This is a genomic window from Streptomyces sp. E-08 (assembly GCF_049913095.1).
Taxonomy (GTDB): domain Bacteria; phylum Actinomycetota; class Actinomycetes; order Streptomycetales; family Streptomycetaceae; genus Streptomyces.
On the sequence record NZ_CP183971.1, the window covers coordinates 5,553,105 to 5,577,908 of the forward strand.

At 74.5% G+C, this 24,804-nt stretch carries 15 protein-coding genes; 13 read left to right on the forward strand and 2 right to left on the reverse strand.

Annotation, left to right across the window (positions count from 1 at the left end; all coding sequences use genetic code 11):
• Window positions 1–13 precede the first annotated feature (13 nt).
• The 9 genes from ACN9MM_RS25800 (at window position 14) to moeZ (ending at window position 11,855) form a co-directional block, all read left to right on the forward strand.
• Window positions 14–1,756 carry an ABC transporter substrate-binding protein gene (locus ACN9MM_RS25800; RefSeq protein WP_426365986.1) on the forward strand — a complete coding sequence of 581 codons (1,743 nt, stop codon included), beginning with the start codon at window positions 14–16 and terminating at the stop codon, window positions 1,754–1,756.
• The gene (locus ACN9MM_RS25805; RefSeq protein ID WP_426365987.1) at window positions 1,753–2,730 is read left to right on the forward strand and encodes an ABC transporter permease; all 978 of its coding nucleotides are present in this window, start codon (window positions 1,753–1,755) and stop codon (window positions 2,728–2,730) included. Before ACN9MM_RS25800 ends, ACN9MM_RS25805 begins: the two co-directional genes overlap by 4 nt.
• On the forward strand, window positions 2,727–3,716 hold the full coding sequence (locus tag ACN9MM_RS25810) for an ABC transporter permease (RefSeq protein ID WP_426365988.1): 990 nt from the start codon (window positions 2,727–2,729) through the stop codon (window positions 3,714–3,716). The genes ACN9MM_RS25805 and ACN9MM_RS25810 overlap by 4 nt, the downstream gene beginning before the upstream one ends.
• Complete coding sequence (locus ACN9MM_RS25815) at window positions 3,713–5,386, forward strand: dipeptide ABC transporter ATP-binding protein (protein ID WP_426365989.1); 1,674 nt, start codon at window positions 3,713–3,715, stop codon at window positions 5,384–5,386. The genes ACN9MM_RS25810 and ACN9MM_RS25815 overlap by 4 nt, the downstream gene beginning before the upstream one ends.
• Before the next feature lie 190 nt (window positions 5,387–5,576).
• The gene (locus tag ACN9MM_RS25820) at window positions 5,577–7,214 is read left to right on the forward strand and encodes a glycosyltransferase (RefSeq protein ID WP_426365990.1); all 1,638 of its coding nucleotides are present in this window, start codon (window positions 5,577–5,579) and stop codon (window positions 7,212–7,214) included.
• A gap of 13 nt (window positions 7,215–7,227) precedes the next feature.
• A complete protein-coding gene (locus ACN9MM_RS25825) occupies window positions 7,228–8,730 on the forward strand; it encodes a hypothetical protein (RefSeq protein WP_426365991.1) in 1,503 nt (500 codons plus the stop codon).
• 177 nt (window positions 8,731–8,907) lie between these two features.
• Window positions 8,908–9,879: an NAD-dependent epimerase/dehydratase family protein gene (locus tag ACN9MM_RS25830; protein WP_426365993.1), complete on the forward strand. Its 972-nt coding sequence runs from the start codon at window positions 8,908–8,910 to the stop codon at window positions 9,877–9,879.
• Complete coding sequence (locus ACN9MM_RS25835) at window positions 9,867–10,613, forward strand: spherulation-specific family 4 protein (RefSeq protein ID WP_426365994.1); 747 nt, start codon at window positions 9,867–9,869, stop codon at window positions 10,611–10,613. Before ACN9MM_RS25830 ends, ACN9MM_RS25835 begins: the two co-directional genes overlap by 13 nt.
• A 63-nt stretch (window positions 10,614–10,676) precedes the next feature.
• Window positions 10,677–11,855: an adenylyltransferase/sulfurtransferase MoeZ gene (gene moeZ, locus ACN9MM_RS25840; protein ID WP_015036014.1), complete on the forward strand. Its 1,179-nt coding sequence runs from the start codon at window positions 10,677–10,679 to the stop codon at window positions 11,853–11,855.
• Window positions 11,856–11,915: 60 nt separating this feature from the next.
• Here moeZ and ACN9MM_RS25845 read toward each other — a convergent pair whose 3' ends face one another.
• Together ACN9MM_RS25845 and ACN9MM_RS25850 are read right to left on the reverse strand one after the other, a co-directional pair.
• On the reverse strand, window positions 11,916–13,493 hold the full coding sequence (locus ACN9MM_RS25845; RefSeq protein WP_426365996.1) for an alpha/beta hydrolase: 1,578 nt from the start codon (window positions 13,491–13,493) through the stop codon (window positions 11,916–11,918).
• Between the two features lie 96 nt (window positions 13,494–13,589).
• Complete coding sequence (locus ACN9MM_RS25850; RefSeq protein WP_426365997.1) at window positions 13,590–16,235, reverse strand: lysylphosphatidylglycerol synthase domain-containing protein; 2,646 nt, start codon at window positions 16,233–16,235, stop codon at window positions 13,590–13,592.
• A 183-nt stretch (window positions 16,236–16,418) separates the two neighbouring features.
• Here ACN9MM_RS25850 and ACN9MM_RS25855 point away from each other — a divergent pair, with 183 nt between their 5' ends.
• The 4 genes from ACN9MM_RS25855 (at window position 16,419) to ACN9MM_RS25870 (ending at window position 24,796) form a co-directional block, all read left to right on the forward strand.
• On the forward strand, window positions 16,419–16,784 hold the full coding sequence (locus ACN9MM_RS25855) for an MGMT family protein (protein ID WP_426365999.1): 366 nt from the start codon (window positions 16,419–16,421) through the stop codon (window positions 16,782–16,784).
• 176 nt (window positions 16,785–16,960) lie between these two features.
• The gene (locus ACN9MM_RS25860; RefSeq protein WP_426366000.1) at window positions 16,961–20,410 is read left to right on the forward strand and encodes an ATP-dependent helicase; all 3,450 of its coding nucleotides are present in this window, start codon (window positions 16,961–16,963) and stop codon (window positions 20,408–20,410) included.
• A gap of 105 nt (window positions 20,411–20,515) precedes the next feature.
• Window positions 20,516–21,331 (forward strand): hypothetical protein, encoded by an 816-nt coding sequence (locus ACN9MM_RS25865; RefSeq protein WP_426366001.1) that lies wholly within the window; start codon window positions 20,516–20,518, stop codon window positions 21,329–21,331.
• Between the two features lie 60 nt (window positions 21,332–21,391).
• Window positions 21,392–24,796 carry a UvrD-helicase domain-containing protein gene (locus ACN9MM_RS25870; protein ID WP_426366002.1) on the forward strand — a complete coding sequence of 1,135 codons (3,405 nt, stop codon included), beginning with the start codon at window positions 21,392–21,394 and terminating at the stop codon, window positions 24,794–24,796.
• Window positions 24,797–24,804: the final 8 nt, after the last annotated feature.

Here is a 24,804-nt window from a genome sequence, read left to right on the forward strand (position 1 = left end):
AGGTTTCCTTCCCATGCGTTCATCCGTCATCTCGCGCCGCGTGGCAGCGGCCGCCGTCAGTGTCGTCCTGGCTTCGGGCGCCGCCGCCTGCGGCCCCGAGGACGCCGGCGCCAAGGGCGGTACCTCCGGCAAGGCCGCGGGCGCCCCGCGGAAGGGCGGCACGCTCACCGTCCTCAACAACGAGGCCCAGAGCGACTTCGACCCCGCCCGCCTCTACACCTCCGGCGGCGGCAACGTCCCCTCCCTCGTCTTCCGTACCCTCACCACCCGCAACCGCGAGGCGGGCGCCGCCGGCACCCAGGTCGTCCCCGACCTCGCCACCGACACAGGCCGTCCCAACAAGGACGCCACGGAGTGGACGTACACGCTGAAGGAGGGCCTGAAGTTCGAGGACGGCACGCCCATCACCAGCGCCGACGTCAAGTACGGCATCGAGCGCTCCTTCGCGGCCGAGCTCTCCGGCGGCGCCCCCTACCTGCGGGACTGGCTCGTCGGCGGCGACACCTACCAGGGCCCCTACAAGGCTGCATCCGACGGAAAGAAGGGGAAGGGCCTCGCGTCGATCGTCACCCCCGACGCCCGGACGATCGTCTTCAAGCTGAAGAAGCCCGAGGGCGAGTTCCCCTTCGTCGCCACCCAGACCCAGTTCGCCCCCGTCCCCAAGGCCAAGGACACCGGCGCGAAGTACGAGGAGCACCCGGTCTCCTCCGGCCCGTACAAGGTCGTCAAGAACGAGAACGACGGCGAGCACCTCGTCCTGGAGCGCAACGAGCACTGGGACCCCGAGACCGACGAGGAGCGCAAGGCCTACCCGGACCGGGTCGACGTCAGGTCCGGGCTCGACGAGGCCGTCATCAACCAGCGCCTCGCCACCTCCTCCGGCGCGGACGCCGCCGCCGTCACCACCGACACCAACCTCGGCCCCGCCGAGCTCGCCCAGATCGGCTCCGACAAGGCGCTCGCCGCCCGCGTCGGCACCGGCCGCTTCGGCTTCACCAACTACATCGCCTTCAACCCGAAGGTGAAGCCCTTCGACAACCCGAAGGTCCGCCAGGCGATCTCGTACGCCGTCAACCGCACCAGCGTCGTCAACGCCGCCGGAGGCTCCGCGCTCGCCGAGCCCGCCACCACCTTCCTGCCCGAGCAGAAGGCCTTCGGCTTCACGGCGTACGACCACTTCCCGGCCGGGAAGACGGGCGACCCGGAGAAGGCGAAGGCACTGCTCAAGGAGGCCGGCCACCCGAACGGCCTGACCGTCACCCTGCTGCACTCCACCGCCCAGAACCGCACCACCAGCCCCGAGATCGCCACCGCCGTCCAGGAGGCCCTCGGCAAGGCCGGCATCACCGTCAAGCTCGACGGGCAGGAGCCCAACTCCTTCAACGAGAAGCGCTGGAGCGTCAAGGACGCCCCCGGCTTCTTCCTCTCCCGCTGGGGTGCCGACTGGCCCGCCGGCGGCCCGTTCCTCGCACCGATCTTCGACGGCCGCCAGATCGTCACCAACGGCTCCAACTACAACCACGCGCAGCTGAACGACCCGGCGGTCAACAAGGAGATCGACGAGATCAACAAGCTGACCGACCTCAAGGCCGCCGCGGCCCGCTGGGGCGCCCTCGACAAGAAGATCGGCGAGCAGGCCCTCGACGTGCCGCTGTTCCACCCGGTCTACAAGCGGCTCGTCGGCAAGGACGTCAAGAACGTCGTCATCGGCGACTGGACCGGCGTCCTCGACATCTCGCAGGTCGCGGTCAAGTGACCGCGCTGACCGACGCTCCGGCGCCCGTGGCGGGCCTCCCCGCCACGGGCGCCGCCCGGCAGGTGTGGCGACGGCTGCGCACCCGCCCGGCCGCCCTCGTCTCCGCCGCCGTCCTCCTCCTGCTCGTCCTCCTCGCCCTCGCCGCGCCGCTGCTCGCCGCCCTGGAGGGCCAGGACCCGCACACGTACCACGACGACCTCGTCGACTCGGCCCGCGGCGGCGTCCCGTACGGCGCCTTCGGCGGGGCGAGCGCGGACCACTGGCTCGGCGTCGAACCCGGCACCGGCCGCGACCTGTTCGTCCGCCTCCTCCACGGCGCCCGGATCTCGCTCCTCGTCGCCGTCGGCGCCACCGCCGTCCAGATCCTCATCGGCGTCCTCGTCGGCCTCGCCGCCGGGCTCGGCAGCCGGTGGCTCGACGGGCTCCTCAGCCGCGTCACCGACGTGCTCGTCGCCCTCCCGATGCTGGTCCTCGCGCTCGCGCTGACCGCCGTCGTCCCGCGCGACTTCCCCCGGCCGCTGCTCCTTGTGCTCGTCATCGGGCTGCTGGGGTGGGCCTACACCTCACGGATCGTGCGCGCCCAGACGCTCACCCTCAGGAGCCTCGACTTCGTCGCCGCCTCCCGTCTCGCCGGCTCAGGCCGGTGGCGGACCGCCCGCAGGGAGCTGCTGCCCTCGCTCGCCGCCCCCGTCATCACCTACGCGGCGATCGCCTTCCCGACCAACATCGTCGTCGAGGCCTCCCTGTCCTTCCTCGGCGTGGGCGTCACCCCGCCCACGCCCTCCTGGGGGCAGATGCTGTCGACGGCCCAGACCTGGTTCCGGGCCGACCCCGCGTACGTCCTGCTGCCCGCCGGACTGCTCTTCGTCACCGTGCTCGCCTTCACCGTCCTCGGCGACGCCGTCCGCACGGCCCTCGACCCCCGCGAGGCGAGCCGGCTGCGCGTGGGCACCCGTAAGGAGTCCTCCCGATGACCCGCTTCGTCCTCAAGCGGCTCGCGGGTGCCGTGCTCGTCCTGCTGGCGCTCTCGGTCCTCGTGTACGCCCTCTTCTACCTGGCGCCCGGCGACCCCGCCCGGCTCGCCTGCGGGGAGCGCTGCAACCCCCAGCAGATCGCCCAGGTGCGCGAGCAACTCGGCCTGAACGAGAGCGTGTTCAGCCAGTACCTGCACTTCCTCCAGGGTGTCCTCGCCGGCCGCGACTACTCCACCGGCACCGCCGTCACCCACTGCGACGCGCCCTGCCTCGGACTCTCGTACCAGAACGACCAGCAGGTCACCCGGCTCGTCCTGGAGCGCCTCCCGGCCACCGCGTCCCTCGCCCTCGGCGCCATGGTCGTCTGGCTCGGCGTCGGCGTCGGCACCGGACTCCTCTCGGCGCTCCGCCGGGGCGGGGTCACCGAGCGCGTCCTGACCGTGCTCACCCTCGCCGGGACCGGCACGCCCGTCTTCATCCTCGGACTGCTGCTCCTCATGGCCGTCTGCGCCTACCTCCAGTGGCTGCCCTTCCCCTCGTACGTGCCGTTCGGCGAGGACCCCGAGCAGTGGGCCTGGAACATGCTGCTGCCCTGGCTCACCCTCGGCTTCTTCGAGTCCGCCAAGTACGCCCGGCTGACCAGGAGCTCCACCCTGGAGACGCTCGCCGAGGACCACATCCGCACCTTCCGGGCGTACGGGGTGGGGGAGCGGTCCGTCGTCACCCGCCACGCGCTGCGCGGCGCCGTCCCGCCGGTCATCGCGGTCAGCGCCGTCGACCTCGGCTCGATGTTCGGCGGGGCCGTGCTCACCGAGTCCCTCTTCGGCATCCCCGGGCTCGGCAAGACCCTCCTCGACGGGGTCCGCACGATCGACCTGCCCGTGGTGGTCGGCGTCGTCCTGGTGATGGGCACCGCCGTCGTCCTCGCCAACGTCCTCGCGGACCTGCTGTACGCGGCCGCCGACCGAAGGGTGGTCCTGACGTGACCGCGTCCGCCGAAGCCGCTCCCGCGCCCGACGCGACCGCGTCCCCGCTGGTGGAAGTCAGCGACCTGACCGTCGAGTTCGAGCGGGACGCCGGGGCCGTACGAGCCGTCGACGGGCTCTCCTTCACCCTCGGCGAGGGCCGCGCGCTCGCCCTCGTCGGCGAGTCCGGCAGCGGCAAGTCCACCGTCGCCGGCGCCCTCCTCGGCCTCCACCGGGGCACCGGCGCCCGGGTCGGCGGCACCGTCCGCGTCGACGGCGTCGACGTCGCCGACGCGGGCCCCGCCGAACTCCGGCGGCTGCGCGGCGGGATCGCCGCCATGGTCTTCCAGGACCCGCTGTCCGCCCTGGACCCGTACTACGCCGTCGGCGACCAGATCGCGGAGGTCCACCGGATCCACCATCCGGTGTCCCGCAAGGCCGCCCGGGCGCGCGCCACCGAGGTCCTCGACCGGGTCGGCATCCCCGACGCGGCCCGCCGCTCCCGCTCGCGCCCGCACGAGTTCAGCGGCGGCATGCGGCAGCGCGCCCTCCTCGCCATGGCCCTCGCCTGCGACCCGAGGCTCATCGTCGCCGACGAACCGACCACCGCCCTCGATGTCACCGTCCAGGCCCAGATCCTCGACCTGCTGCACGAGCTGCGGCGCGAGACCGGCACCGCGCTGCTCCTCGTCACCCACGACGTGGGCGTGGCCGCCGAGAGCGTCGACGAGGTGCTCGTCATGCGCGACGGGCGCGAGGTCGAGCGCGGACCCGTCGCCGGGGTGCTCGGCGCGCCCTCGGCGCCGTACACCCGCGCGCTGCTCTCGGCCGTGCCCCGGCTCGACGGGCCGGTCAGGGCCGCCACCGGGAAGGGCGAGGTCCTCCTCGAAGCGGTCGGCCTGCGGCGGGAGTTCGGCCGCGGCAGGCGCGCCGTGACCGCCGTCGAAGAGGCCTCCCTCACCGTCCGCGCCGGCGAGACCCTCGGCGTCGTCGGGGAGTCCGGCAGCGGCAAGACCACCCTCGGCCGGATGCTCGTCCGGCTCCTCGACCCGACCGGCGGCGAACTCCGGTACGGGGACACGGAGATCGGCGCCCTGTCGGAGCGTGAACTCCGCCCGTACCGCCGCGAGCTCCAGATGGTCTTCCAGGACCCGGTCGCCTCCCTCAACCCCCGGCGCTCCGTCGGCGAGTCGATCGCCGACCCGCTGCGCGTCGCGGGGGAGCGGGACGAGACCCGGATCCGGGGCCGGGTGCGCGAGCTGCTCGACCGGGTCGGACTCGACCCCGACCGGTACGGGGCCTATCCGCACGAGTTCAGCGGCGGCCAGCGCCAGCGCGTCGGCATCGCCCGCGCGCTCGCCGCCGAACCCCGCCTCATCGTCTGCGACGAACCCGTCTCCGCGCTCGACGTCACCACCCAGGCCCAGGTGACCGCACTGCTCGCCGAGCTCCAGGCGGAACTCGGCCTCGGACTCGTCTTCATCGCCCACGACCTCGCGGTCGTCCGGCAGGTCAGCGACCGGGTCGCCGTCATGCGCGCGGGCCGGATCGTCGAACAGGGCACGGTCGCGGAGGTGTACGGCGCACCCCGGGACCCGTACACCCGGCAGCTGCTCGCCGCCGTCCCCTCGCTCGACCCGGTCCTCGCGGCGGCGCGCAGGGAACGGCGCCAGGAGCTGGCCGTCGCCTGACCCTCCGTGACCGTTCTGACGCGTAGCGCGACAGAACGCGACCGGGGTGGGAAAGTTACGTGCATTCACCCCTTCCGGTGGTGCGACGGACAACCGTCCGTCGCACCACCGGTGTCTCCGCTTACGTTCGTCCCGCTGCGAGTCACCGGGCCGACGGTGGCCGCCGTCAAGAAAGATCGGGGGTGCACGCGTGCGGATCGGACTGCTCACGGAGGGTGGCTACCCGTACGCCACCGGTGAGTCCGGACGCTGGTGCGAACGGCTCGTACGCGGGCTCGGACAGCACCAGTTCGACCTCTACGCCCTCGGCCGGACCGGCACCCCGCCGCCCCTGCCGCCGAACGCCCGTGTCGCCCGCGCCGCCGGACCCGGACTCGACGCGGACCCGGCGCACCAGGCCGGGCACGCCGGACTCCGCGAGCCCCGCGCCGCCCGCCGGGCCTACGGACGCCACGAGCGGCGCCGGTTCACCGAGGCCTACCACCGGCTCGCCACCGGACTCTGCGCGGAGGACGACGAGACCTCCTTCGCCGACGGGCTGTACGCCCTCGCCGAACTCGCCCGCGAGCGCGGCGGACTGCCCGGGGCGCTCCGCTCCGACGACGCCGTCCGCGCCCTGGAGGCCGCCTGCCGCGCGCCCGGCGCACGCCGGGGCGCGGCCGCCGCCGGACTCCCCGACCACCTCGCCTTCGCCGAGCACCTGGAGCGGGCCCTGCGCCCGCTCTCCCTCGACTGGTACGAGGACGACGCGCTCGGCGCGGCCGACCTCTGCCACGCCGCCGCCGGAGGGACCACCGCCCTGCCCGGGCTGCTGGCCAAACGCTTCTTCGGAACCCCGCTGCTCGTCACCGAGTACGGCGTACCGCTGCGCGCCCACTACCTCTCCGCGGCCGGCGCCGACCGCTCCGCCCCCCTCCGCGCCCTGCTCGCCGCCCTCCACGGCCGTCTCGCCGGCGAGACCTACCGGCAGGCCGCCCTCCTCACCCCCGGCAACGCCCACACCCGCCGCTGGCAGGAGAAGTGCGGCGCCGACCGGGCCCGCATCCGCACCGTCCACCCCGGCATGCCCGCCGACCGCTTCGCCGAGGTCGGCGAGGACGAGGAGACCGGCGACCCCGCCACCCTCGTCTGGGTCGGCCGCGTCGAACCCGCCAAGGACCTCATCGGCCTCCTCCACGCCTTCGCCGAGATCCGGGCCCGGCAGCCCGACGCCCGCCTGCGGATCGTCGCCGTGCCCGTGCGCGAACCGGGCGCCTGCGCGTACCTGACGTACTGCAAGGGGCTCGCCGCCCAGCTCTTCCCCGACGAGGCCGCCGGGGCGCACGCCGTCGGCGAGAACCCCGTCACCTTCGAGGAGCTCGGCGGCCCCGAGGCGCCCACCCTGGAGGACACCTACGCCTCCGGCGCGCTCGTCGTCATGTCCAGCCTGGTCGAGGGCTTCCCCGCCAGCCTGGTCGAGGCGATGTTCTGCGCCCGGGCCACCGTCTCCACCGACGTCGGCGCCGTCGTCGAGATCATCGGCGGCACCGGCCTCGTCGTCCCCCCGCGCAACCCCCGGGCCCTCGCCGACGCCTGCCTCGCGCTGCTCCGCGACCCCGAGCGCCGCCACCGGCTCGGCGCCGCCGCCCGTGCCCGCGCGCTCGAACTCTTCACGGTCGAACAGAACCTCGCCGCGTTCCGCGGCATCTACCTCGAACTCCTCTCCCACGCGCCGGTGCGCCACCGCCCCGGGGACGGCGTCCCCTTCGCCCACCCGGCCGAGGCCCATGTGCCGGGCAGCTGGGCGCACAAGACCGTGACCGCGGGGACAGGAGCCCCCGATGCCTGAAGGAGGCACCCCCATGCGCGGCTCCGCCGCCCCGACGAGCCCCGGAGCCTGGGACGCCCGCTCCGAAGCCCTCCTCGGCACCCCCGCCCTCACCCCCGCCGGCACCCTCGACCTGCGCGCCCCGACCCCCGAGGACCCCGTCGACGCCGCACCCTCCGGGATAGCCCCGGCCCCGGAGACGGCCACGGCGCCGGTCGCCGACGGTGCGCCGGAGGTGCCCACACCGGCCGGGCCGGTCGTCGACGGTGCGTCAGAGGTGCCCACACCGGCCGGGCCGGTCGCCGACGGTGCGTCGGAGGCGTTCCCGCCGGCCGGGCCCGGTCAGGGTGGTGCGTCGGACGCGACCGCGGCGCGGCCCCCGGGGTCCGGTCCCGACCGGCGAGACGTCGACCGCGGTGACTCGCCCGTGCGGGGTGTCGCGTGGCGGGCGAAGCCGGAGGCCGCCCCGGCGACCGTCCCCGTCCCCGCCCCCGCCCCGCGGCCCCGGCGGGGGAACGCCGATCCCGTGAAGGTGCTCATGCACCGGCACCGGGAGCTCTGCGAGCGGGCCGTCGATCCGCTGGAGATCGCCGCCGGACTCGAAGCGCAGGGCTTCACCGACCGGACCGCCGCGCGGTTCCGGCACCGGGACGTGTTCTCGCTCGCCGAGGAGCTGTACGCGCGCGTGCCCCGCGTACAGGAGAGGTCCGCGCCCGCCGCGGAGCCGCAGCGGCCCCGCGCCCCCTGGGCGCTCGCCGCCCTCGCCCCCGGCGGGGTCGCCGGACTCACCGGACTCGGGCTCACCTTCGCGTACGGGCCGGTGCGCACCGCCCTCGGGGCCGCCGGGGCCCTCGCCCTCGCCGGGGCCCTGCTGCTCGCCGTCCGCCGGGGCCCCCTCCGCGCCCCCGAGGGAGGGTCCGTCCCCGCCGCCCGGCTCTGGACCCTCTGGCTCCTGGCGTACGCGGCCGGCGGCGACGGACTCCTGGAGGCGGTCCTCACCGGCGGCCCCGACGGCCCTTGGGAGCTCGCCCCCACGCCGCTCCTGGGCCTCGCCCTCGCCGTCGCCCCCGCCGCCTGGTGCGCCCACCTCTTCGCGAGCCGGGCCCGCCGCCGGATCGCCGACAGCCGCGGCCTCGCCGACTTCGCCGCCGCCACCCGGCCGCTGCTCCTCGGGACCGTGACCCTCCAGCTCCTCGCCCTCGCCGCCCTGCTCGTCCTCACCCGGTTCAGCCCCGGAGCCCTCGCCCTCGGCGCCCTCCTGCTGCTCGCCCGGCTCCTCACCGTCCACGGCTTCCCCGAGACGGCCGCCGCCGCCCTCGCCGCCGCCTCCGCCGCCGAGGCGCTCGCCCTCGCGAGCGTCCTCGCCGCCCGCGTCCCCCTCCCCGGCTTCGACGTGCTCGCCGCCCCGGTGCGCGCGCTCGTCGAGACCTGGGGCCCCGGGGCCGTCCCCACTCTCGTCTGCGGCGCCGCCGCGCTCGGCCTGCTGGCCCACGCGACCGGCACCCTCACGCGGGCCACCGCCCACGCCGCCCCATGAAGACCCCCGGAAGGCCCGGCGACCACCGCGACCACCCACCCAGCCGAGACCCCCTCGCACCCGCGGAGCCGACGCCGCGGGCGCGCCCCGTCACCTCTCTCAACACCCCGCAAGGAGACCGAAGACCATGACCCCTCAACCCCAAGCACCGGCCGGTCGGCACGTAGGGGCCGCACGATGAGGGTGCTACTGCTCGGAGCCAACGGCTTCATCGGCCGTTTCGTCGCCGACCGGCTGCTCGCCGACCCGGCCGTCCACCTCACCGCGCTCGGCCGGGGCGACGACGCCGACGTGCGCTTCGACCTCGCCTCCGGCAGCCCCGGCGCGCTCACCCGCTTCCTGGACGCCGTCCACCCCGGGGTCGTCGTCAACTGCGCCGGAGCCACCCGCGGCGGTGCCCGCGAGCTGACCCGGCACAACACCGTCGCCGTCGCCACCGTCTGCGAGGCCCTGCGCCGCAGCGGCTGCGGGGCCCGGCTCGTCCAGGTCGGCTGCGCCTCGGAGTACGGGCCGAGCCAGCCCGGTTCCTCGACGGCCGAGGACGCGGTCCCGCGCCCCGGCGGCCCGTACGGCGTGTCCAAGCTCGCCGCGACCGAACTCGTCCTCGGCTCCGGGCTCGACGCCGTCGTCCTGCGCGTCTTCTCCCCGGTCGGGCCCGGGACGCCCGCCGGCTCCCCGCTCGGCCGCCTCGCCGAGGCGATGCGCCGCGCCATGCAGGCCGGGGACGGCGAGCTCAAGCTCAGCGGCCTCGGCGTGCAGCGGGACTTCGTCGACGTACGGGACGTGGCGCGGGCCGTGCACGCCGCCTCCCTCTCCGCCGCCCAGGGTGTCGTCAACATCGGCACCGGCCGCGCCGTGAAGCTCCGCGACGCCGCCGCCGTCCTCGCGCGGGTCGCCGGCTACTCCGGCAACCTGCACGAGCTGGATGCCCCCCACGGCGTCCCGCAGCGGCCGATGATCGGCGCCCCCCGCACCGAGGGGACCATCGCCGACCAGCTGGCCTCCGCCCCGTACCCGTACCCCGACGGCTGCGGGCCCTGGCAGCAGGCCGACGTCCGCACCGCCCGCGACCGGCTCGGCTGGCGTCCCCGGATCAACCTGGAGGAGTCCCTCGCCGACATCTGGATGGAGGCGGCGTGTCGCATCTGACGACGACCACGGCCACCGGCGCCGTCCAGGCGCTCGGCTTCGGCGTCCCCGGCTACGCCCATCCGCTGCTCGCCCCCGTCGAGTGGGCCGAGCTGACCCGCCCGGGGACCCCCCTGCACTGGGCGGTGCTCAATGTGGCGGAGGGACCGGGAAGCCGTCCGGACCCGCACTGCCTGGAGGCCGCCGGGAAGCTCCGCAACGCCGGGGTCAGGGTCCTCGGGCACCTGGACCTGGCGTACGGCTCCCGGCCCTTCGGGGAGCTCGTCTCGGACGCCCACCGGTTCCTCGACTGGTACCGGGTCGACGGCTTCTACCTGGACCGGGCCCCCGCCGACCGGGCGGACCTGGCCGGGACCCGGCGGCTCACCGCGACCCTGGAGGCCGTGCTCGGCGGCGAGGCCCACCTCGTCCTCGGCCACGGAACGCACCCCCACCCGGGGTACGCCGAGGTCGCCGACCAGCTGGTGACCTTCGCCGGTTCCTGGGTGGACTACCGCTGGTCGCAGGTGGCGGAGTGGACCGCCGAGTACACGGAGGCGAAGTTCGTCCACCTCGTCCACGGCGTCCCGCGCACCCACCTCGACGAGGCCCTGCGGATCGCGCGCTGGCAGGGGGCGGGGACGATCTTCTTCACGGACCGCGCGGGGGGTTCGGGACAAACCGCGCCATTCCACTCGCTGCCCGGCTACTGGGACGAAATCGTCTCGCGGATCGGACCGGGTGTCTCGGAATGAGGAGGGGCGTGGCAGTGTTACGGGGAGAACAACCGTACTGACATACCGACAACCGGAGTCCCCGTGTCGCTGCCACCCCTGGTCGAGCCCGCTGCCGAGCTCACCGTAGACGAGGTCCGCAGGTACTCCCGCCACCTGATCATCCCGGACGTCGGGATGGACGGGCAGAAGCGGCTGAAGAACGCCAAGGTGTTGTGTGTCGGAGCCGGCGGTCTCGGCTCCCCGGCGCTGATGTACCTGGCCGCCGCCGGCGTGGGCACGCTCGGCATCGTGGAGTTCGACGAGGTCGACGAGTCGAATCTCCAGCGCCAGATCATCCACAGTCAGGCCGACATCGGCCGCTCCAAGGCCGCCTCGGCGCGCGACAGCGTGCTCGGCATCAACCCGTACGTGAACGTCATCCTTCACGAGGAGCGGCTCGAGGCCGACAACGTGATGGACATCTTCAGCCAGTACGACCTGATCGTCGACGGCACCGACAACTTCGCCACGCGCTACCTGGTGAACGACGCCTGCGTGCTGCTGAACAAGCCGTACGTCTGGGGCTCGATCTACCGCTTCGACGGCCAGGCGTCCGTGTTCTGGTCCGAGTACGGCCCCTGCTACCGCTGCCTCTACCCGGAGCCCCCGCCGCCGGGCATGGTCCCGTCCTGCGCCGAGGGCGGCGTCCTGGGCGTGCTCTGCGCGTCCATCGGCTCCATCCAGGTCACCGAGGCCATCAAGGTCCTGGCCGGCGTGGGTGACCCGCTGGTCGGCCGCCTGATGATCTACGACGCCCTGGAGATGCAGTACCGCCAGGTCAAGGTCCGCAAGGACCCGAACTGCGCGGTCTGCGGCGAGAACCCGACCGTCACCGAGCTCATCGACTACGAGGCCTTCTGCGGCGTCGTGTCCGAGGAGGCCCAGGAGGCGGCGCTCGGCTCGACGATCACTCCCAAGCAGCTCAAGGAGTGGATCGACGAGGGCGAGAACATCGACATCATCGACGTCCGCGAGCCGAACGAGTACGAGATCGTCTCGATCCCGGGCGCGCGTCTGATCCCGAAGAACGAGTTCCTGATGGGCACCGCCCTCCAGGACCTCCCGCAGGACAAGCGGATCGTCCTGCACTGCAAGACGGGTGTCCGCAGTGCGGAGGTCCTCGCGGTGCTCAAGTCCGCGGGCTTCGCGGACGCGGTCCACGTCGGCGGCGGCGTGATCGGCTGGGTCCACCAGATCGAGCCCGAGAAGCCGGTCTACTAGAACGGCACGCGGAAGGCCCCGGACCCGAGGTCCGGGGCCTTCCGCGCGTCCGGGGGCGCGCTACCTGCAGACCGTGCCCGAGGCCGGGACCTTGCCCGCGAGCAGGTAGTCGTCCACCGTCTTCTTCACACACGCGCTGCCGCTGTTGTAGGCGCCGTGGCCCTCGCCCTCGTACGTCACCTCGACCCCGACGCCCTTGCCGAGCGCGTTCACCATCGACCGGGCGCCCTCGTACGGCGTCGCCGGGTCGCCGGTGTTCCCGACGACGAGGATCGGCGCCGCGCCCGGCGCCGAGACGTCCGGGTGCTCCCAGAGCCCGGGCACCGGCCACTGCGAGCAGCTCGCGAGCGACCAGCCCATGAAGTCGCCGAAGACGGGGGAGGCCTCGCGGAACCGGCCGAGCCGCTCCTTCGCCTGCCCCAGGGTGTAGCGCTCCTTGAAGTCGACGCAGTTGATGGCGGCGTTCGCCGCCTGGATGTTGCTGTACGAGCCGTCCTGGCTGCGCCCGTTCATCGAGTCCGACAGGGACAGGAGCAGCGCCCCGTCGCCGCCGTCGGCCGCGTCGAGCCCCTGCTCCAGATACGGCCAGAACTCCTTCGAGTACAGCGCCTGCGCGATGCCGTTGGTGGCCTGCGTCTGGGTCAGCTTCCGGTCCCCGATGCCGGGGATCGGCTTCTTGTCGAGCTCCGCGAGGAGGTCCGTGATCCCCGCCTCGATCTCGGAGACGCTGCTGCCGGGCAGCGCGCACTCGTCGCCGCGGTCCACGCAGTCCTGGGCGAAGTTGTCCAGCGCGAGCTGGAAGCCCCTCGCCTGGCCGAGGGCGCCGTCCTCGACGCCCGCTTCCGGGTCGACGACCGCGTCGAACACGGCCCGTCCCACGTTCTCCGGGAACATGTGGGCGTAGACGCCGCCGAGTTCGGTGCCGTACGAGATGCCGAAGTAGTGCAGCTTCTCGTCGCCGAGGACCTGGCGCATCAGATCCATGTCCCGGGCCGCGTTCTCGGTGCCGACATGCGGCAGGGCCGCGCCCGCTTCGCGCTCGCAGCCCTGCGCGTACCGCTTCTGCGCGTCGGACAGCGTCCGCTCCTCGGCGGTGTCGTCCGGCGTGAAGTCCAGGGCGTAGTAGGCGTCGAGCTCCTTGTCGGTGGCGCACTCGACGGGGTCGCTGCGGCCGACCCCGCGGGGGTCGAAGGAGACCAGGTCGTAGCGGGAGCGCAGGGACTCGTAGTCGGTCGCGAAACCGGGCAGGGCGGTGACGCCGGAGCCGCCGGGCCCGCCGAAGTTGAAGACGAGGGAGCCGATCCGCCGGGCGCTGTCACGCGCCTTGGCGCGGATGAGGGCCAGCTCGATGGTCTCGCCCTCCGGCTCCGCCCAGTCGAGCGGCACCTGGAGGAAGGAGCACTCCCAGGCGGCACCCCCGGGCAGTGGGGAGGGCGCGGGCCCGCCGCCCTCGGCGGCGGACGGCGGCGGACACGGCGCCCAGGACAGCTTCTGCGACGTCAGCGCCGAGAGCCCGGTCGCGCTGCCGGTCGGCGTCACCGGGTCCGCCGCCTGGTCTCCCCCGTCGGAGCAGCCGGCGGCGAGCAGCACGGTGGTGGCGGTGAGCAGAGCGGCGCGCTGGGCGGCGGAGATCGGCATAGGCCCATCGTGTGCCGCGGCCCCCGGCCCCGCGCGGGACGGGGGTCCAAGCGGGTGGCGGGGCGGCGGCCTCGCGGACCGGCTACCGGGGCCCGGCTACAGGGCTTCCCGCTTGGTCAGCCAGTTGAAGCAGATCCACCCCGGCAGCACCGGGATCCACAGCGTGAGCAGGCGGTACAGGAGCACCGCCGGGGTCGCGACTTCGATCGGCAGGCCGCCGACGGTGACCAGGCCGAAGGCGAGCGCGCCCTCGACCGCGCCGACACCGCCCGGGGTGGGGGCCGCCGAGCCGAGCGCGTTGCCCGCGAGGAAGACGACGGCCACGGTCGCGTAGCTGATGGTCTGGTTCCCCTGGCTGAACGCCCGGATCGAGGCGTCCAGACAGAGGACGAACACGATGGTCAGGAGCAGCATCCCGCCGATGCCCGTCGCCAGCTTCACGGGCCGCTGGAGCACGTCCAGCATGCGCGGCACCACTCCGGCGAAGAGCGAGCGCAGTCGCGTCGACACGAACTTGCGCATGAACGGGATCGCCGTCACCACGAGGACGAGCACCGCGACCGTCAGGAGCCCGGCGATGACCGTCCTCGACGGGGTGAAGGACTGCGACTTCTCCGTGCCCGTCAGATAGCCGAAGGAGAGCAGGAGCACGATGTGCGCCCCGAGCCCGAAGAGCTGTGAGGCACCGACGCTCGCGACCGCGAGCCCCGGGCGCACGCCCGCGCGCTGGAGGAAGCGGGTGTTCAGGGCGACGCCGCCGACCGCCGGCGGAGCGACGATCTTCACGAACGAGCCGGCGACCTGCGCGACGACCGTCCGCCAGAACCCGACCCGCTCGGGCACGAAGCCCAGCAGGCTCATCGCCGCCGCCACGTAGCTGACCGCCGAGAACAGCACCGCGGCCGCCACCCAGCGCCAGTCCGCCTGGCTGACCGTCGACAGCGGCGTACGGGCGATCTGCGACAGCAGGAAGTACGCGGCGACCGCGCCCGCGATCATGCTGACCAGGGTCCGCGGCTTGATCCGCTCCAGGCGGACCGGCTCCACCGGGGCCTGCGGACGGATGAGCAGCACCTGCTGCCGGATCTGCGCGAGCAGGTCCTCCTCGCGGGCCTCGTCGAGGGCGGTGTCCAGGGCCCGCTTCTCGGCCTTCTTGTCCGCCTTCTTCTCGGCCTTCGTCGTCGCCGGGACGGCCTCCTTGTCCGCCGCGGCCTCGGCCTTGGCGAGCGCCCGCTCGTGCTTGGCGGCCTCCGAGGCCGCGAGCACGGCCTCCCGCTCCCGGGCGGACCGCTCCCGGGCCAGCTTCCGCAGCGTCGCGCGCGTGGAGCGGCTCAGCGCGATCGGCTGGAGCAGCGGCAGACAGTCGGCGACGGTGTCGGGGCCGAGCACCTCGACGGCCGCGGCGACCGCGCGCTCCGCCCCGACCCGCAGGCCCAGGGTGGTGAGCAGCTGGGCGATGTCCATCCGCAGGATCAGGTCGCCGGCCGCGATCTCGCCGCCCCGGAGATCCGTGAGGATCACCCTGCCGGAACGATCCACCAGGATCGCGTCCCCGGAGAGCCGGCGGTGCGCGATCCGGCGCGACTGCAGCGCCCGGACCTGCCGCCAGGAGCTGCGGACCAGCTCGTCGGTGATCTCCTCGTCGTCGAGCGAGTCCAGGGTGCGGCCGCCGATGTGCTCGTACACGAGCATCACGGCGTCCGGTCCGAGTTCGGAGGTGGCGATCAGCTTCGGTGCGTTCGCCCCGGCGGCGATCGCCGCGTACGCGAGGAGCGCCTCCTGCTCCAGGGCCTGGCGCAGCGAGACGATGGAGCGGCGGGTGGTGATCGTCCGGAGGCTGATCCGCCGCCACGCGCGGTAGAAGAAGCCGTGCGCCTGCTGCTCCCGGTCGACGACGGTGACGTCGAGCGGCGGCCCGTCCTCCAGGGTCACGATGTACCGGCGGCCCCGGTCCCCGCTGTCGGCGGCGTCGGGCACGTCCTCGGCGCGCAGCGCGGTCACCGGCCGGAAGCCGACCCGGCGCAGGCCGGCGAGGAGGGTCTGCCCGGTGGGCCGGACGTTCGGCGAGCCGACGGCGTACAGCGTGCCGTACGCGACCGTCCAGCCGATCAGGACGGTCAGGATGATCGAGAGGGCGGTGGTGTAGCCGGCCACGAGCATCGTGAACGCGTCGAGCAGCAGCACCACCCAGAGCGACACCCGCCAGCGGGGCCTGCGGGCCATGCCGACGGCGGTCATGTACGCGATGACCGGCGCGAGGTAGTTGTGCACCGGGTCCGTGAGGCCGCCGCCGGACTGCGGCTGGGTCAGCGCGTCCTGGATCGTGCCGGGCGCGGCCTGGGCGACCCAGAGGTCGGTGGCGAGGGTGACGCCGTGCGCCAGGACGGCGGCGAGGACGCCGTCCGCGATGCGCAGCCCGTCGCGTTTGATCAGCCGTTCGATGGCGAAGGCGACCGGGACGAGCAGGACGGCGATGGACGAGACGAGACCGGCGATCTTGACGAAGACGTCCGGGGCGCCGACCGCGCCCTTGTTGATGTCCTCCTCCAGACCCGAGGTCGTGGCGTGGGCGAAGGCGGCGATGGCGATGACGAGCCCGATGGCGAGCAGGCCGACGAGCAGCCGCATCAGGTCGGAGGGCCGGTGGACGCGGGCGGCGAGCAGCGGCTCGTCGCCGGAGACCCGCTCGGGCACGTCGGGCTGGGCCCCCTCGGGAGGCCGCGTGTCCTGCCCCATCACCATGTCCGTCTCTGCCTGTGCCAGTCGATCTCGTCCGTGATCATGCTCGCGATCACGTGCGCGATCTTGTCCGTGTTCTTGTACTTGTCGCTCTTGATCTCGTATCACCAGTCACCGCCCGGACGATGGTGGCACGAAGAGCCGCCGGGCGGAGGCATCAGGGCCATGTCGGTGCGGTGAGGCAGGATGGGGCGGATGAGCATGGAGGAACCCGTGGGGGAGACCGGAGACCTGCCCGAGTACGCGGAGCGGGTGCTCGACGTGGCCGACGCGATTCCTCCCGGCCGCGTCATGACGTACGGCGACGTGGCCGAGTGGCTGGGCGACGGCGGGCCGCGCCAGGTCGGCCGTGTCATGGCACTGTACGGCGGTTCGGCACCGTGGTGGCGGGTGGTCCGCGCCGACGGCACCCTGCTCCCGGGCCACGAACTGCGGGCCCTCGGCCACTACCGCGAGGAGGGCACACCGCTGCGCGCGGCCGGCCCGGCGGCCGAGGGACACGTGCCGAGGATCGACATGCGGCGGGCCCGCTGGGACGGAACTCACACCTGACGGCTCCGCCCCGGCCGGTCGGGGCGGGAGGGACCCGCGGGGGTGGACGCGGTCCGGAGTACGGCTCGGCGCCGGCCCGCTTCGCGTAACGTCGACGTTCGCGTCTCCCGAGGCGGCGGCCACGGCACACGGCCGCCTCACCCGCACCACCACTCCCACCAGGACCGGCGATCCACGTGAGCTCCTCCTCCACCACCCGGCGTACGCCGCCGCACCAGGGACAGCCGTACCCGGGTCCGGGACGGCAGCGGACCCCCGGCGCGTACCGACTGGTGCGCACCACGCCGGCCCCGCTGGATCCCCCTCAGCTGGACGCAGTCCAGCGGGAAGTGGTTGACCACACCGGCGGACCTCTCCTCGTCCTCGCCGGACCGGGCACCGGCAAGACGACCACGCTGGTCGAGGCGGTCGCCGCCCGCATGGAGAACGGCGCCGACCCCGAACGCCTCCTCGTCCTCACCTTCAGCCGCAAGGCCGCCGTCGAACTCCGCGACCGCATGGCCGCCCGGCTCGGCGGCCGCCGCCCGCCGCAGGCGACGACCTTCCACTCGTACTGCTACGCCCTGATCCGCGCCCACCAGGACGCCGAACTCTTCGCCGAACCGCTCCGGCTGCTGTCCGGACCCGAGCAGGACCTCGCCGTCCGCGAACTGCTCGCCGGCCAGATCGACCTGGAGAAGGCGGGCCTCGGACGGGTCCGCTGGCCCGACGAGCTCCGCGCCTGCCTCACCACCCGGGGCTTCGCCGACGAGGTACGCGCCGTCCTCGCGCGCTCCCGCGAACTGGGCCTCGGACCCGACGCGCTCGCCCGCTTCGCGGACCGGGTCGGCCGCCCGGACTGGAAGGCGGCGGCGGGCTTCCTCGCCGAGTACCTCGACGTCCTCGACCTCCAGGGCGTCCTCGACTACGCGGAACTCGTCCACCGGGCCGTCCCGCTCGCCCGCGACACCCGCCTGCCCGCCTACGACGCGATCTACGTCGACGAGTACCAGGACACCGACCCCGCACAGGTCCGGCTCCTGCACGCGCTCACGGGCGGCGGCCGCGGCACGGTCGTCGCCTTCGGCGACCCCGACCAGTCCATCTACGCCTTCCGCGGCGCCGACGTGAACGGCATCCTCGACTTCCCCTCCGCCTTCGGCGGCGCGGACGTCCGCGTCCTCGGCGCCTCGCGCCGCTCCGGCGCCGGCCTGCTCGGGGCCACCCGGCTGCTCGCCCAGCGGATGCCGATGCCCCGGCTCCCCGCCGACAAGGTCCGCGCCCACCGCGCCCTCGCCCCGACGCGGGACGGCGGCCGGGCGGAGGCGTACACCTACCCCACGGCCTCGGCGGAGGCCGAGAACATCGCCGACCTGCTGCGCCGCGCGCACCTGGAGGACGGCGTGCCCTGGCAGGACATGGCCGTCCTCACCCGCGCCGCCGCCTCCCTGCCGTCCCTCCGCCGCGCCCTCACGTCGGCGGGAGTCCCGGTGGAGACGGACGCGGCGGACACCCCCCTCCGCCACGAACCGGCGGTGACACCGCTCCTGCTGGCGCTGAGGGCGGTGGCGGGTGTCGTGGGCATGCGTTCCTCCGCGGCGCAACGGGCGGGCGCGACCCGTGACGGCGCCGCACCGGCCCCCGGCGGCGAGCCGCAGGACGCCGCGCCCGCGCGGGACAGCGACCCGGCGGACGCCGACGCCCCGGCCCCCGCCGAGACCGAGCCCGAGCCCGGCACAGAGCCCGCCGCCGCGGAGCCGGACCCCACCGCCGGATGGCTCCCCGTCGAGACCGCCCTCGAACTGCTCGCCTCCCCCCTCGCCGGCGTCGACCCCGCCGACCTCCGCCGCCTCGGCCGCGCCCTCCGCGACGAGGAGCGCACCGCGGGCAACAAGGTCCCGCCGCCCTCCGACGTCCTCCTCGCGCGGGCCCTCGCGCAGCCCGAGCGCCTCGTCGCGCACGATCCCGCGTACAGCAAGGGCGCGCAGCGGCTCGGGCTGCTCCTCCAGGAGACCCGCACCCTCCTCGCCGCCGGCGGCACCGCCGAGGAGGCCCTCTGGGTGCTCTGGAAGGGCACCCCCTGGCCCGGCCGCCTGGAGCGCGCCGCCCTGCGTGGCGGCCCCGCCGGACGCAACGCCGACCGCGACCTCGACGCCGTCTGCGCGCTCTTCGAGACCGCCGCCCGCGCCGAGGAACGCGTCGGCGGCCGGGGCGTCCTCAACTTCCTCGAAGAGCTCGACGCCCAGGACATCGCCGCCGACACCCTCACCCGCCGGCACACCCGCCCCGACGCCGTCCGCCTGATGACCGCCCACCGCTCCAAGGGCCTGGAGTGGAGCTTCGTCGTCGTCGCCGGCATGCAGGAGGGCCTCTGGCCGGACCTCCGCCGCCGCGGCTCCCTCCTCGAAGCCGACCGCATCGGCCGCGACGGCCTCGCCGAACCCCTCACCCCCGGCGCCCTCCTCGCCGAGGAGCGCCGCCTCTTCTACGTCGCCGCCACCCGCGCGCGTGACCGGCTCGTCGTCACCGCGGTGAAGGCCGCCGCCGAGGACGGGGACCAGCCGTCCCGCTTCCTCACCGAGCTCGGCGCCGAGCCGAAGGACGTCCCCGGCCGCCCCCGCCGCCCGCTCGCGGTCTCCGCCCTGGTCGCCGAGCTCCGCGCCACGACCGTCGACCCGGAGGCCTCGCCCGAGCTCCGTGAGGCCGCCGCCGACCGGCTCGCCCGGCTGGCCGCGCTCACCGACGAGGACGGTCAGCCGCTCGTCCCGGCCGCGCACCCCGACCGCTGGTGGGGCCTGTTCGAGCCGACCCGGAGCCCGGAGCCGCTGCGCGACCGCGACCGGCCGGTGGCCCTGTCGCCGAGCTCCCTGGAGAACCTCGTCGGCACCTGCTCCCTCCAGTGGTTCCTGGGCCGCGAGGTCAAGGCGGCGGCCCCCGCCACCGCCGCCCAGGGCTTCGGGAACGTCGTGCACGTCCTCGCCGACGAGGTCGCCTCCGGGCGCACCCCGGCCGACCTCGACGTCCTCATGGCCCGGCTGGACTCCGTCTGGGACGCCCTGGCCTTCGACGCGCCCTGGAAGTCGGCGCAGGAGAAGCAGCACGCGCGCGTGGCCCTCGAACGCTTCCTGAGCTGGCACGTCATGGACCGCGGCGGCCGCACCCCCGCCGCGACCGAGCACGGATTCGACGTGACCCTGGAGGCCGGCGCGTACGAGGTCCGCATCCGGGGCTCCATGGACCGGGTCGAGACCGACGAGCACGGGCGCGCGTACGTCGTCGACTTCAAGACCGGCAAGTCCGCCCCCACCAAGGACGAGGTGGCCCACCACCCCCAGCTCGCCGTCTACCAGCTCGCCGTGCGGGAGGGCGCCCTCGACGAGGTCTTCGGCGGCGACCGCCCCGAGCCCGGCGGCGCCGAGCTCGTCCAGCTGCGGCAGGCCGCCCCGAAGAAGGAGGGCGGCGACGCCCTGCCCAAGGTCCAGGCGCAGGAGCCCCTGACAGGGGAGTGGGTCGGCGAGCTGCTCGCCGCAGCGGCGGGCCGGGTCCTCGACGAGCGGTTCACCCCGAGCACCGGCCAGCACTGCACGACCTGCTCCTTCCGGGCCTCCTGCAGCGCCCGGCCGGAGGGCCGCCAGGTCGTCGACTGACCCGCAGCACCGCTCCCTGGCCTCACCCGCGCGGAGTAGCGGGCACGCGCGCGCGGGGCGACCCTGGTGGACAGGGGTGGTGTCCGGGAACGCGAGGAGGCTCGCATGGCGTCCCACCGAAAGCTCCGCGCCGCGGCGGTCGTCTGTGCCGCCGTCGTCGCCACCGGGCCCGCGCCGGTCGCCGCCTGGGCGGCGACCGCCGGCCCGGCAGCCGCCCCACCCGGCGCCGCGGCCCCCGCCCCCTCCCCGGACCCCTTCGCCCACCTCACCGCCGACGAGATCGGCGAGCGCGCCGTGACGGCCACGCAGTCCGCGACGTCCCTGCGCATGACCGGCCGGGTCGTCAGCGAGGGACAGCCGCTCGACATCGACTTCGCCGTCAACGACCACGACGAGTGCACCGGCCTGATGAGGATCAAGGGCGGCACCGCCGAACTCCGCCGGGTCGACGACGTCACCTACATGAAGGGCGACGAGGCCTTCTGGCGGGTCTCCATGACCTCCCAGGGCGTACCGGAGCCGCAGATCACGGCCACCCTCGAACTGATCAAGGGCCGCTGGCTGAAGATCGCCCAGGGGCAGGCGGGCAGCGAGGCCCTCGGCGGCGTCTGCGACCTGAAGTCGCTCCTCGCCGACCTGGGCAAGGACGAGGAGCAGCGCAGCGGACTGACCCGCGGCCCGGACGGCACGGTGGCCGGCACGCCCGTCGCGACGCTGGTGAAGAAGAGGGCCGGCGGCGAGACGACCACGGTGTCCGTCTCCGAGCAGGGCAAGCCGTACATCCTGAAGCTGGTGAAGGCCGGTGGCGACGAGCCCGGCACGATGCTCTTCCGCGACTACGACAAGCCGGTCGTGGTGAAGGCCCCACCGGCCGACGAGACGGTGGACCTCTCCAGGCTGGACGGCGGAGTCCCCGCGTAACGTCGCAGGTCAGAGGCGTACGGGGTGGGAATGTCGGTCCGCCCCGTTAGCCTCTTTCTGGTGACCGCACACCTCACCGACCCCGAGCAGCTCAAGGAGCTCCTCGGCATCCCGTTCACGCCGGAGCAGACGGCCTGCATCACCGCGCCGCTCGCCCCGCAGGTCGTCGTGGCCGGAGCCGGCTCCGGCAAGACGACGGTGATGGCCGCCCGGGTGGTGTGGCTGGTCGGCACGGGCCAGGTCGCCCCCGAGCAGGTCCTCGGTCTCACCTTCACCAACAAGGCGGCCGGCGAGCTCGCCGAGCGCGTCCGCACCGCCCTCGTCCGCGCCGGCGTCACCGACCCCGACGTCATCGACCCGGACGATCCCCCCGGCGAGCCCCGCATCTCCACGTACCACGCCTTCGCCGGGCAGCTCCTGACCGACCACGGCCTCCGCATCGGCCTGGAGCCCACCTCACGGCTCCTCGCCGACGCCACCCGCTACCAGCTCGCCGCGCGCGTGCTGCGCGAGGCCCCCGGCCCGTACCCCGCGCTCACCCGGTCGTTCCCGACGCTCATCACCGACCTGCTCGCCCTCGACGCCGAGCTCGCCGAGCACCTCGTGCCGCCCGAGCGGCTCCACGCGTACGACTCCGAGCTCCTCGACGCCCTCGCCGGCGCCCGGCTCAGCAACGCCGAGCTGCGCAAGGTCCCCGAGGCCGCCGCCGCCCGCCGCGAGCTCCTCGGCCTCGTCGTCCGCTACCGCGCCGCCAAGCGCTCCCGCGACCTGCTCGACTTCGGCGACCAGATCGCCCGCTCCGCCGAGCTCGCCACCACCCGCCCCGAGGTCGGCGCGATCCTCCGCGAGGAGTTCCGGGTCGTCCTCCTCGACGAGTACCAGGACACCTCCGTCGCCCAGCGGCTGCTGCTGTCCGGTCTCTTCGGCCAGGGCCCGTCCGGCGGCGCCACCGGACACGCCGTGACCGCCGTCGGCGACCCCTGCCAGGCCATCTACGGCTGGCGCGGCGCCTCCGTCGCGAACCTGGACGACTTCCCCGAGCACTTCCCGCACGCCGACGGCAGCCCCGCGAGCCGCTACTCCCTCTCCGAGAACCGGCGCAGCGGCGGCCGCCTCCTGGACCTCGCCAACGGCCTCGCCGCCCCCCTGCGCGCCATGCACGCGGGCGTGGAGGCGCTGCGCCCCGCGCCCGGGGCCGAGGCCGACGGCACCGTACGGATCGCGCTCCTGCCCACCCACGCGGAGGAGATCGACTGGCTCGCCGACTCCCTCGCCCACCTCGTACGGACCGGCCGGGAGCCCGGCGAGATCGCCGTCCTGTGCCGGACCGCCACCGACTTCCCCGCCATCCACGCGGCCCTCGTCGCCCGTGACGTGCCCGTCGAGGTCGTCGGCCTCTCCGGCCTCCTCCACCTGCCCGAGATCGCCGACCTCGTCGCCGTCTGCGAGGTCCTCCAGGACCCGGGGGCCAACGCCTCCCTCGTCCGCCTCCTGACCGGCCCCCGCTGGCGCATCGGCGCCCGCGACCTCGCCCTCCTCGGCCGGCGCGCCCGCCTCCTGGTCCACCGGGGCGGCGAGGAGGCGGACCCCGACCAGCGGCTCGCCGCCGCCGTCGAGGGCGTCGACCCGGCCGAGGTCGTCTCCCTCGCCGACGCGCTCGACACCTTCCTCGACTCCGGCGGCGCCGACGACGGCCTGGCCTTCTCCGCCGAGGCCCGCGTCCGCTTCGCGCGCCTCGCCACCGAGCTGCGCGCCCTGCGCACCTCGCTCGCCGACCCCCTCATGGACGTGCTGCACCGGGTCCTCGGCGCGACCGGCCTGGAGGTCGAGCTCTCCGCCTCCCCGCACGCGCTCGCGGCCCGCCGCCGCGAGACCCTCGGCCACTTCCTCGACATCGCCGCCGGCTTCGCCTCCCTCGACGGCGAGGCCAGCCTCCTCGCCTTCCTCGGCTTCCTGCGGACGGCCGTCCAGTTCGAGAAGGGCCTCGACAGCGCACTGCCCGGCGGCGAGAACACGGTGAAGGTCCTCACCGCCCACAAGTCCAAGGGCCTCGAATGGGACGTCGTCGCCGTCCCCGGCCTGGTCACCGGGCAGTTCCCGAGCGCCCGGGCCCGCGAGTCCTGGACCTCGCAGCCCCAGGTGCTCCCGCACGCCCTGCGCGGCGACGCGGCCACCCTGCCGGGCATCGACGCCTGGGACGCCAAGGCCCTCGCGTCCTTCAAGAACGAGATGCGGGACCACCAGCACACCGAGGAGCTCCGCCTCGGCTACGTGACCTTCACCCGCCCCCGCTCCCTCCTCCTGGGCTCCGCCCACTGGTGGGGCCCGGCGCAGAAGAAGCCCCGGGGCCCCTCGGACTTCCTCCGCGCGCTGTACGACCACTGCGCCGCCGGCCACGGCGACATCGAGGCCTGGGCGGACGAACCGGAGAAGGACGCGGAGAACCCGTCGCTCGCCCCCGGAGACGCGGACCGGGCGTGGCCGCTCCCGTTGGACGACGAGGCCCTGACCCGCAGGAGGAAGGCGGCGCAACTGGTCAAGGACCGGTTGTGGGCACACGCGCCGCAGGACGGAACGGAGGAGCCCCACCCCGCCGGTGCGGCGCCCGGCCTCCCGGACCCCGCCCCCGAGGACCTCTGGCCGGACGAGGAGGAGCCGGTCTGGGACGAGGAGACCCTCCCCGAGGACACCCACAAGGACGCGGTCCCGGCCCCCCGGGAAGAGGCCCGGCCCCCGGAGCCGTACGGGGAACTCACCCCCGAGGACACGAGGACCATCGCCTCCTGGGACCGCGACCTCACCGCCCTCACCACCGAGCTCCGCCGCGCCCGCGCGACCACCCGTGACGTCGTGCTGCCCGCGTACCTCTCCGCCTCCCAGGTCCTGCGCCTCGCCGCCGACCCCGACGGCTTCGCCCAGGAGCTGGCCCGGCCCATGCCCAAGGCGCCGCAGCCCGCCGCCCGCCGGGGCACCCGCTTCCACGCGTGGGTGGAGTCCCGTTTCGAGGAGCTCCCGCTGCCGTTCCTCGGCCCGGAGGAGCTGCCCGGCGGCGAGGACTTCGCGGGGGAGCCGGAGATCCTCGACGAGCGGGACCTCGACGAGCTCAAGGAGGCCTTCGCCCGCACCCCGTACGCCCACCGCACCCCGTACCGCGTCGAGGTCCCCGTGCACCTCTCCCTCGCGGGCCGGGTCGTCCGGGGCAGGATCGACGCCGTCTACCGGGACCCGGAGACCGGCGCGTACGAGATCGTCGACTGGAAGACCAGCCGCGAGCGCTCCGCGGACCCGCTGCAGCTGGCGATCTACCGGCTCGCCTGGGCCGAGCAGCACGGCCTCGAACCGGAGGAGGTGGCCGCGGCCTTCGTGTACGTCCGGACGGGTGAGGTCGCGCGGCCCTCCCGCCTGCCCGGCCGGGCCGGTCTGGAGGCGATCCTGCTGGGCGGGGCACCCCCGGGCGCCGGATAGGCTCGGGG

Coding starts and splice junctions, on each gene's coding strand:
- ACN9MM_RS25855 (WP_426365999.1), top strand. CDS start 16,419: ATGGGGCGGATGAGCATGGAGGAACCCGTGGGGGAGACCGGAGACCTG.
- ACN9MM_RS25850 (WP_426365997.1), bottom strand. CDS start 16,235: ATGGTGATGGGGCAGGACACGCGGCCTCCCGAGGGGGCCCAGCCCGAC.
- ACN9MM_RS25800 (WP_426365986.1), top strand. CDS start 14: ATGCGTTCATCCGTCATCTCGCGCCGCGTGGCAGCGGCCGCCGTCAGT.
- ACN9MM_RS25810 (WP_426365988.1), top strand. CDS start 2,727: ATGACCCGCTTCGTCCTCAAGCGGCTCGCGGGTGCCGTGCTCGTCCTG.
- ACN9MM_RS25830 (WP_426365993.1), top strand. CDS start 8,908: ATGAGGGTGCTACTGCTCGGAGCCAACGGCTTCATCGGCCGTTTCGTC.
- ACN9MM_RS25845 (WP_426365996.1), bottom strand. CDS start 13,493: ATGCCGATCTCCGCCGCCCAGCGCGCCGCTCTGCTCACCGCCACCACC.
- ACN9MM_RS25865 (WP_426366001.1), top strand. CDS start 20,516: ATGGCGTCCCACCGAAAGCTCCGCGCCGCGGCGGTCGTCTGTGCCGCC.
- ACN9MM_RS25825 (WP_426365991.1), top strand. CDS start 7,228: ATGCGCGGCTCCGCCGCCCCGACGAGCCCCGGAGCCTGGGACGCCCGC.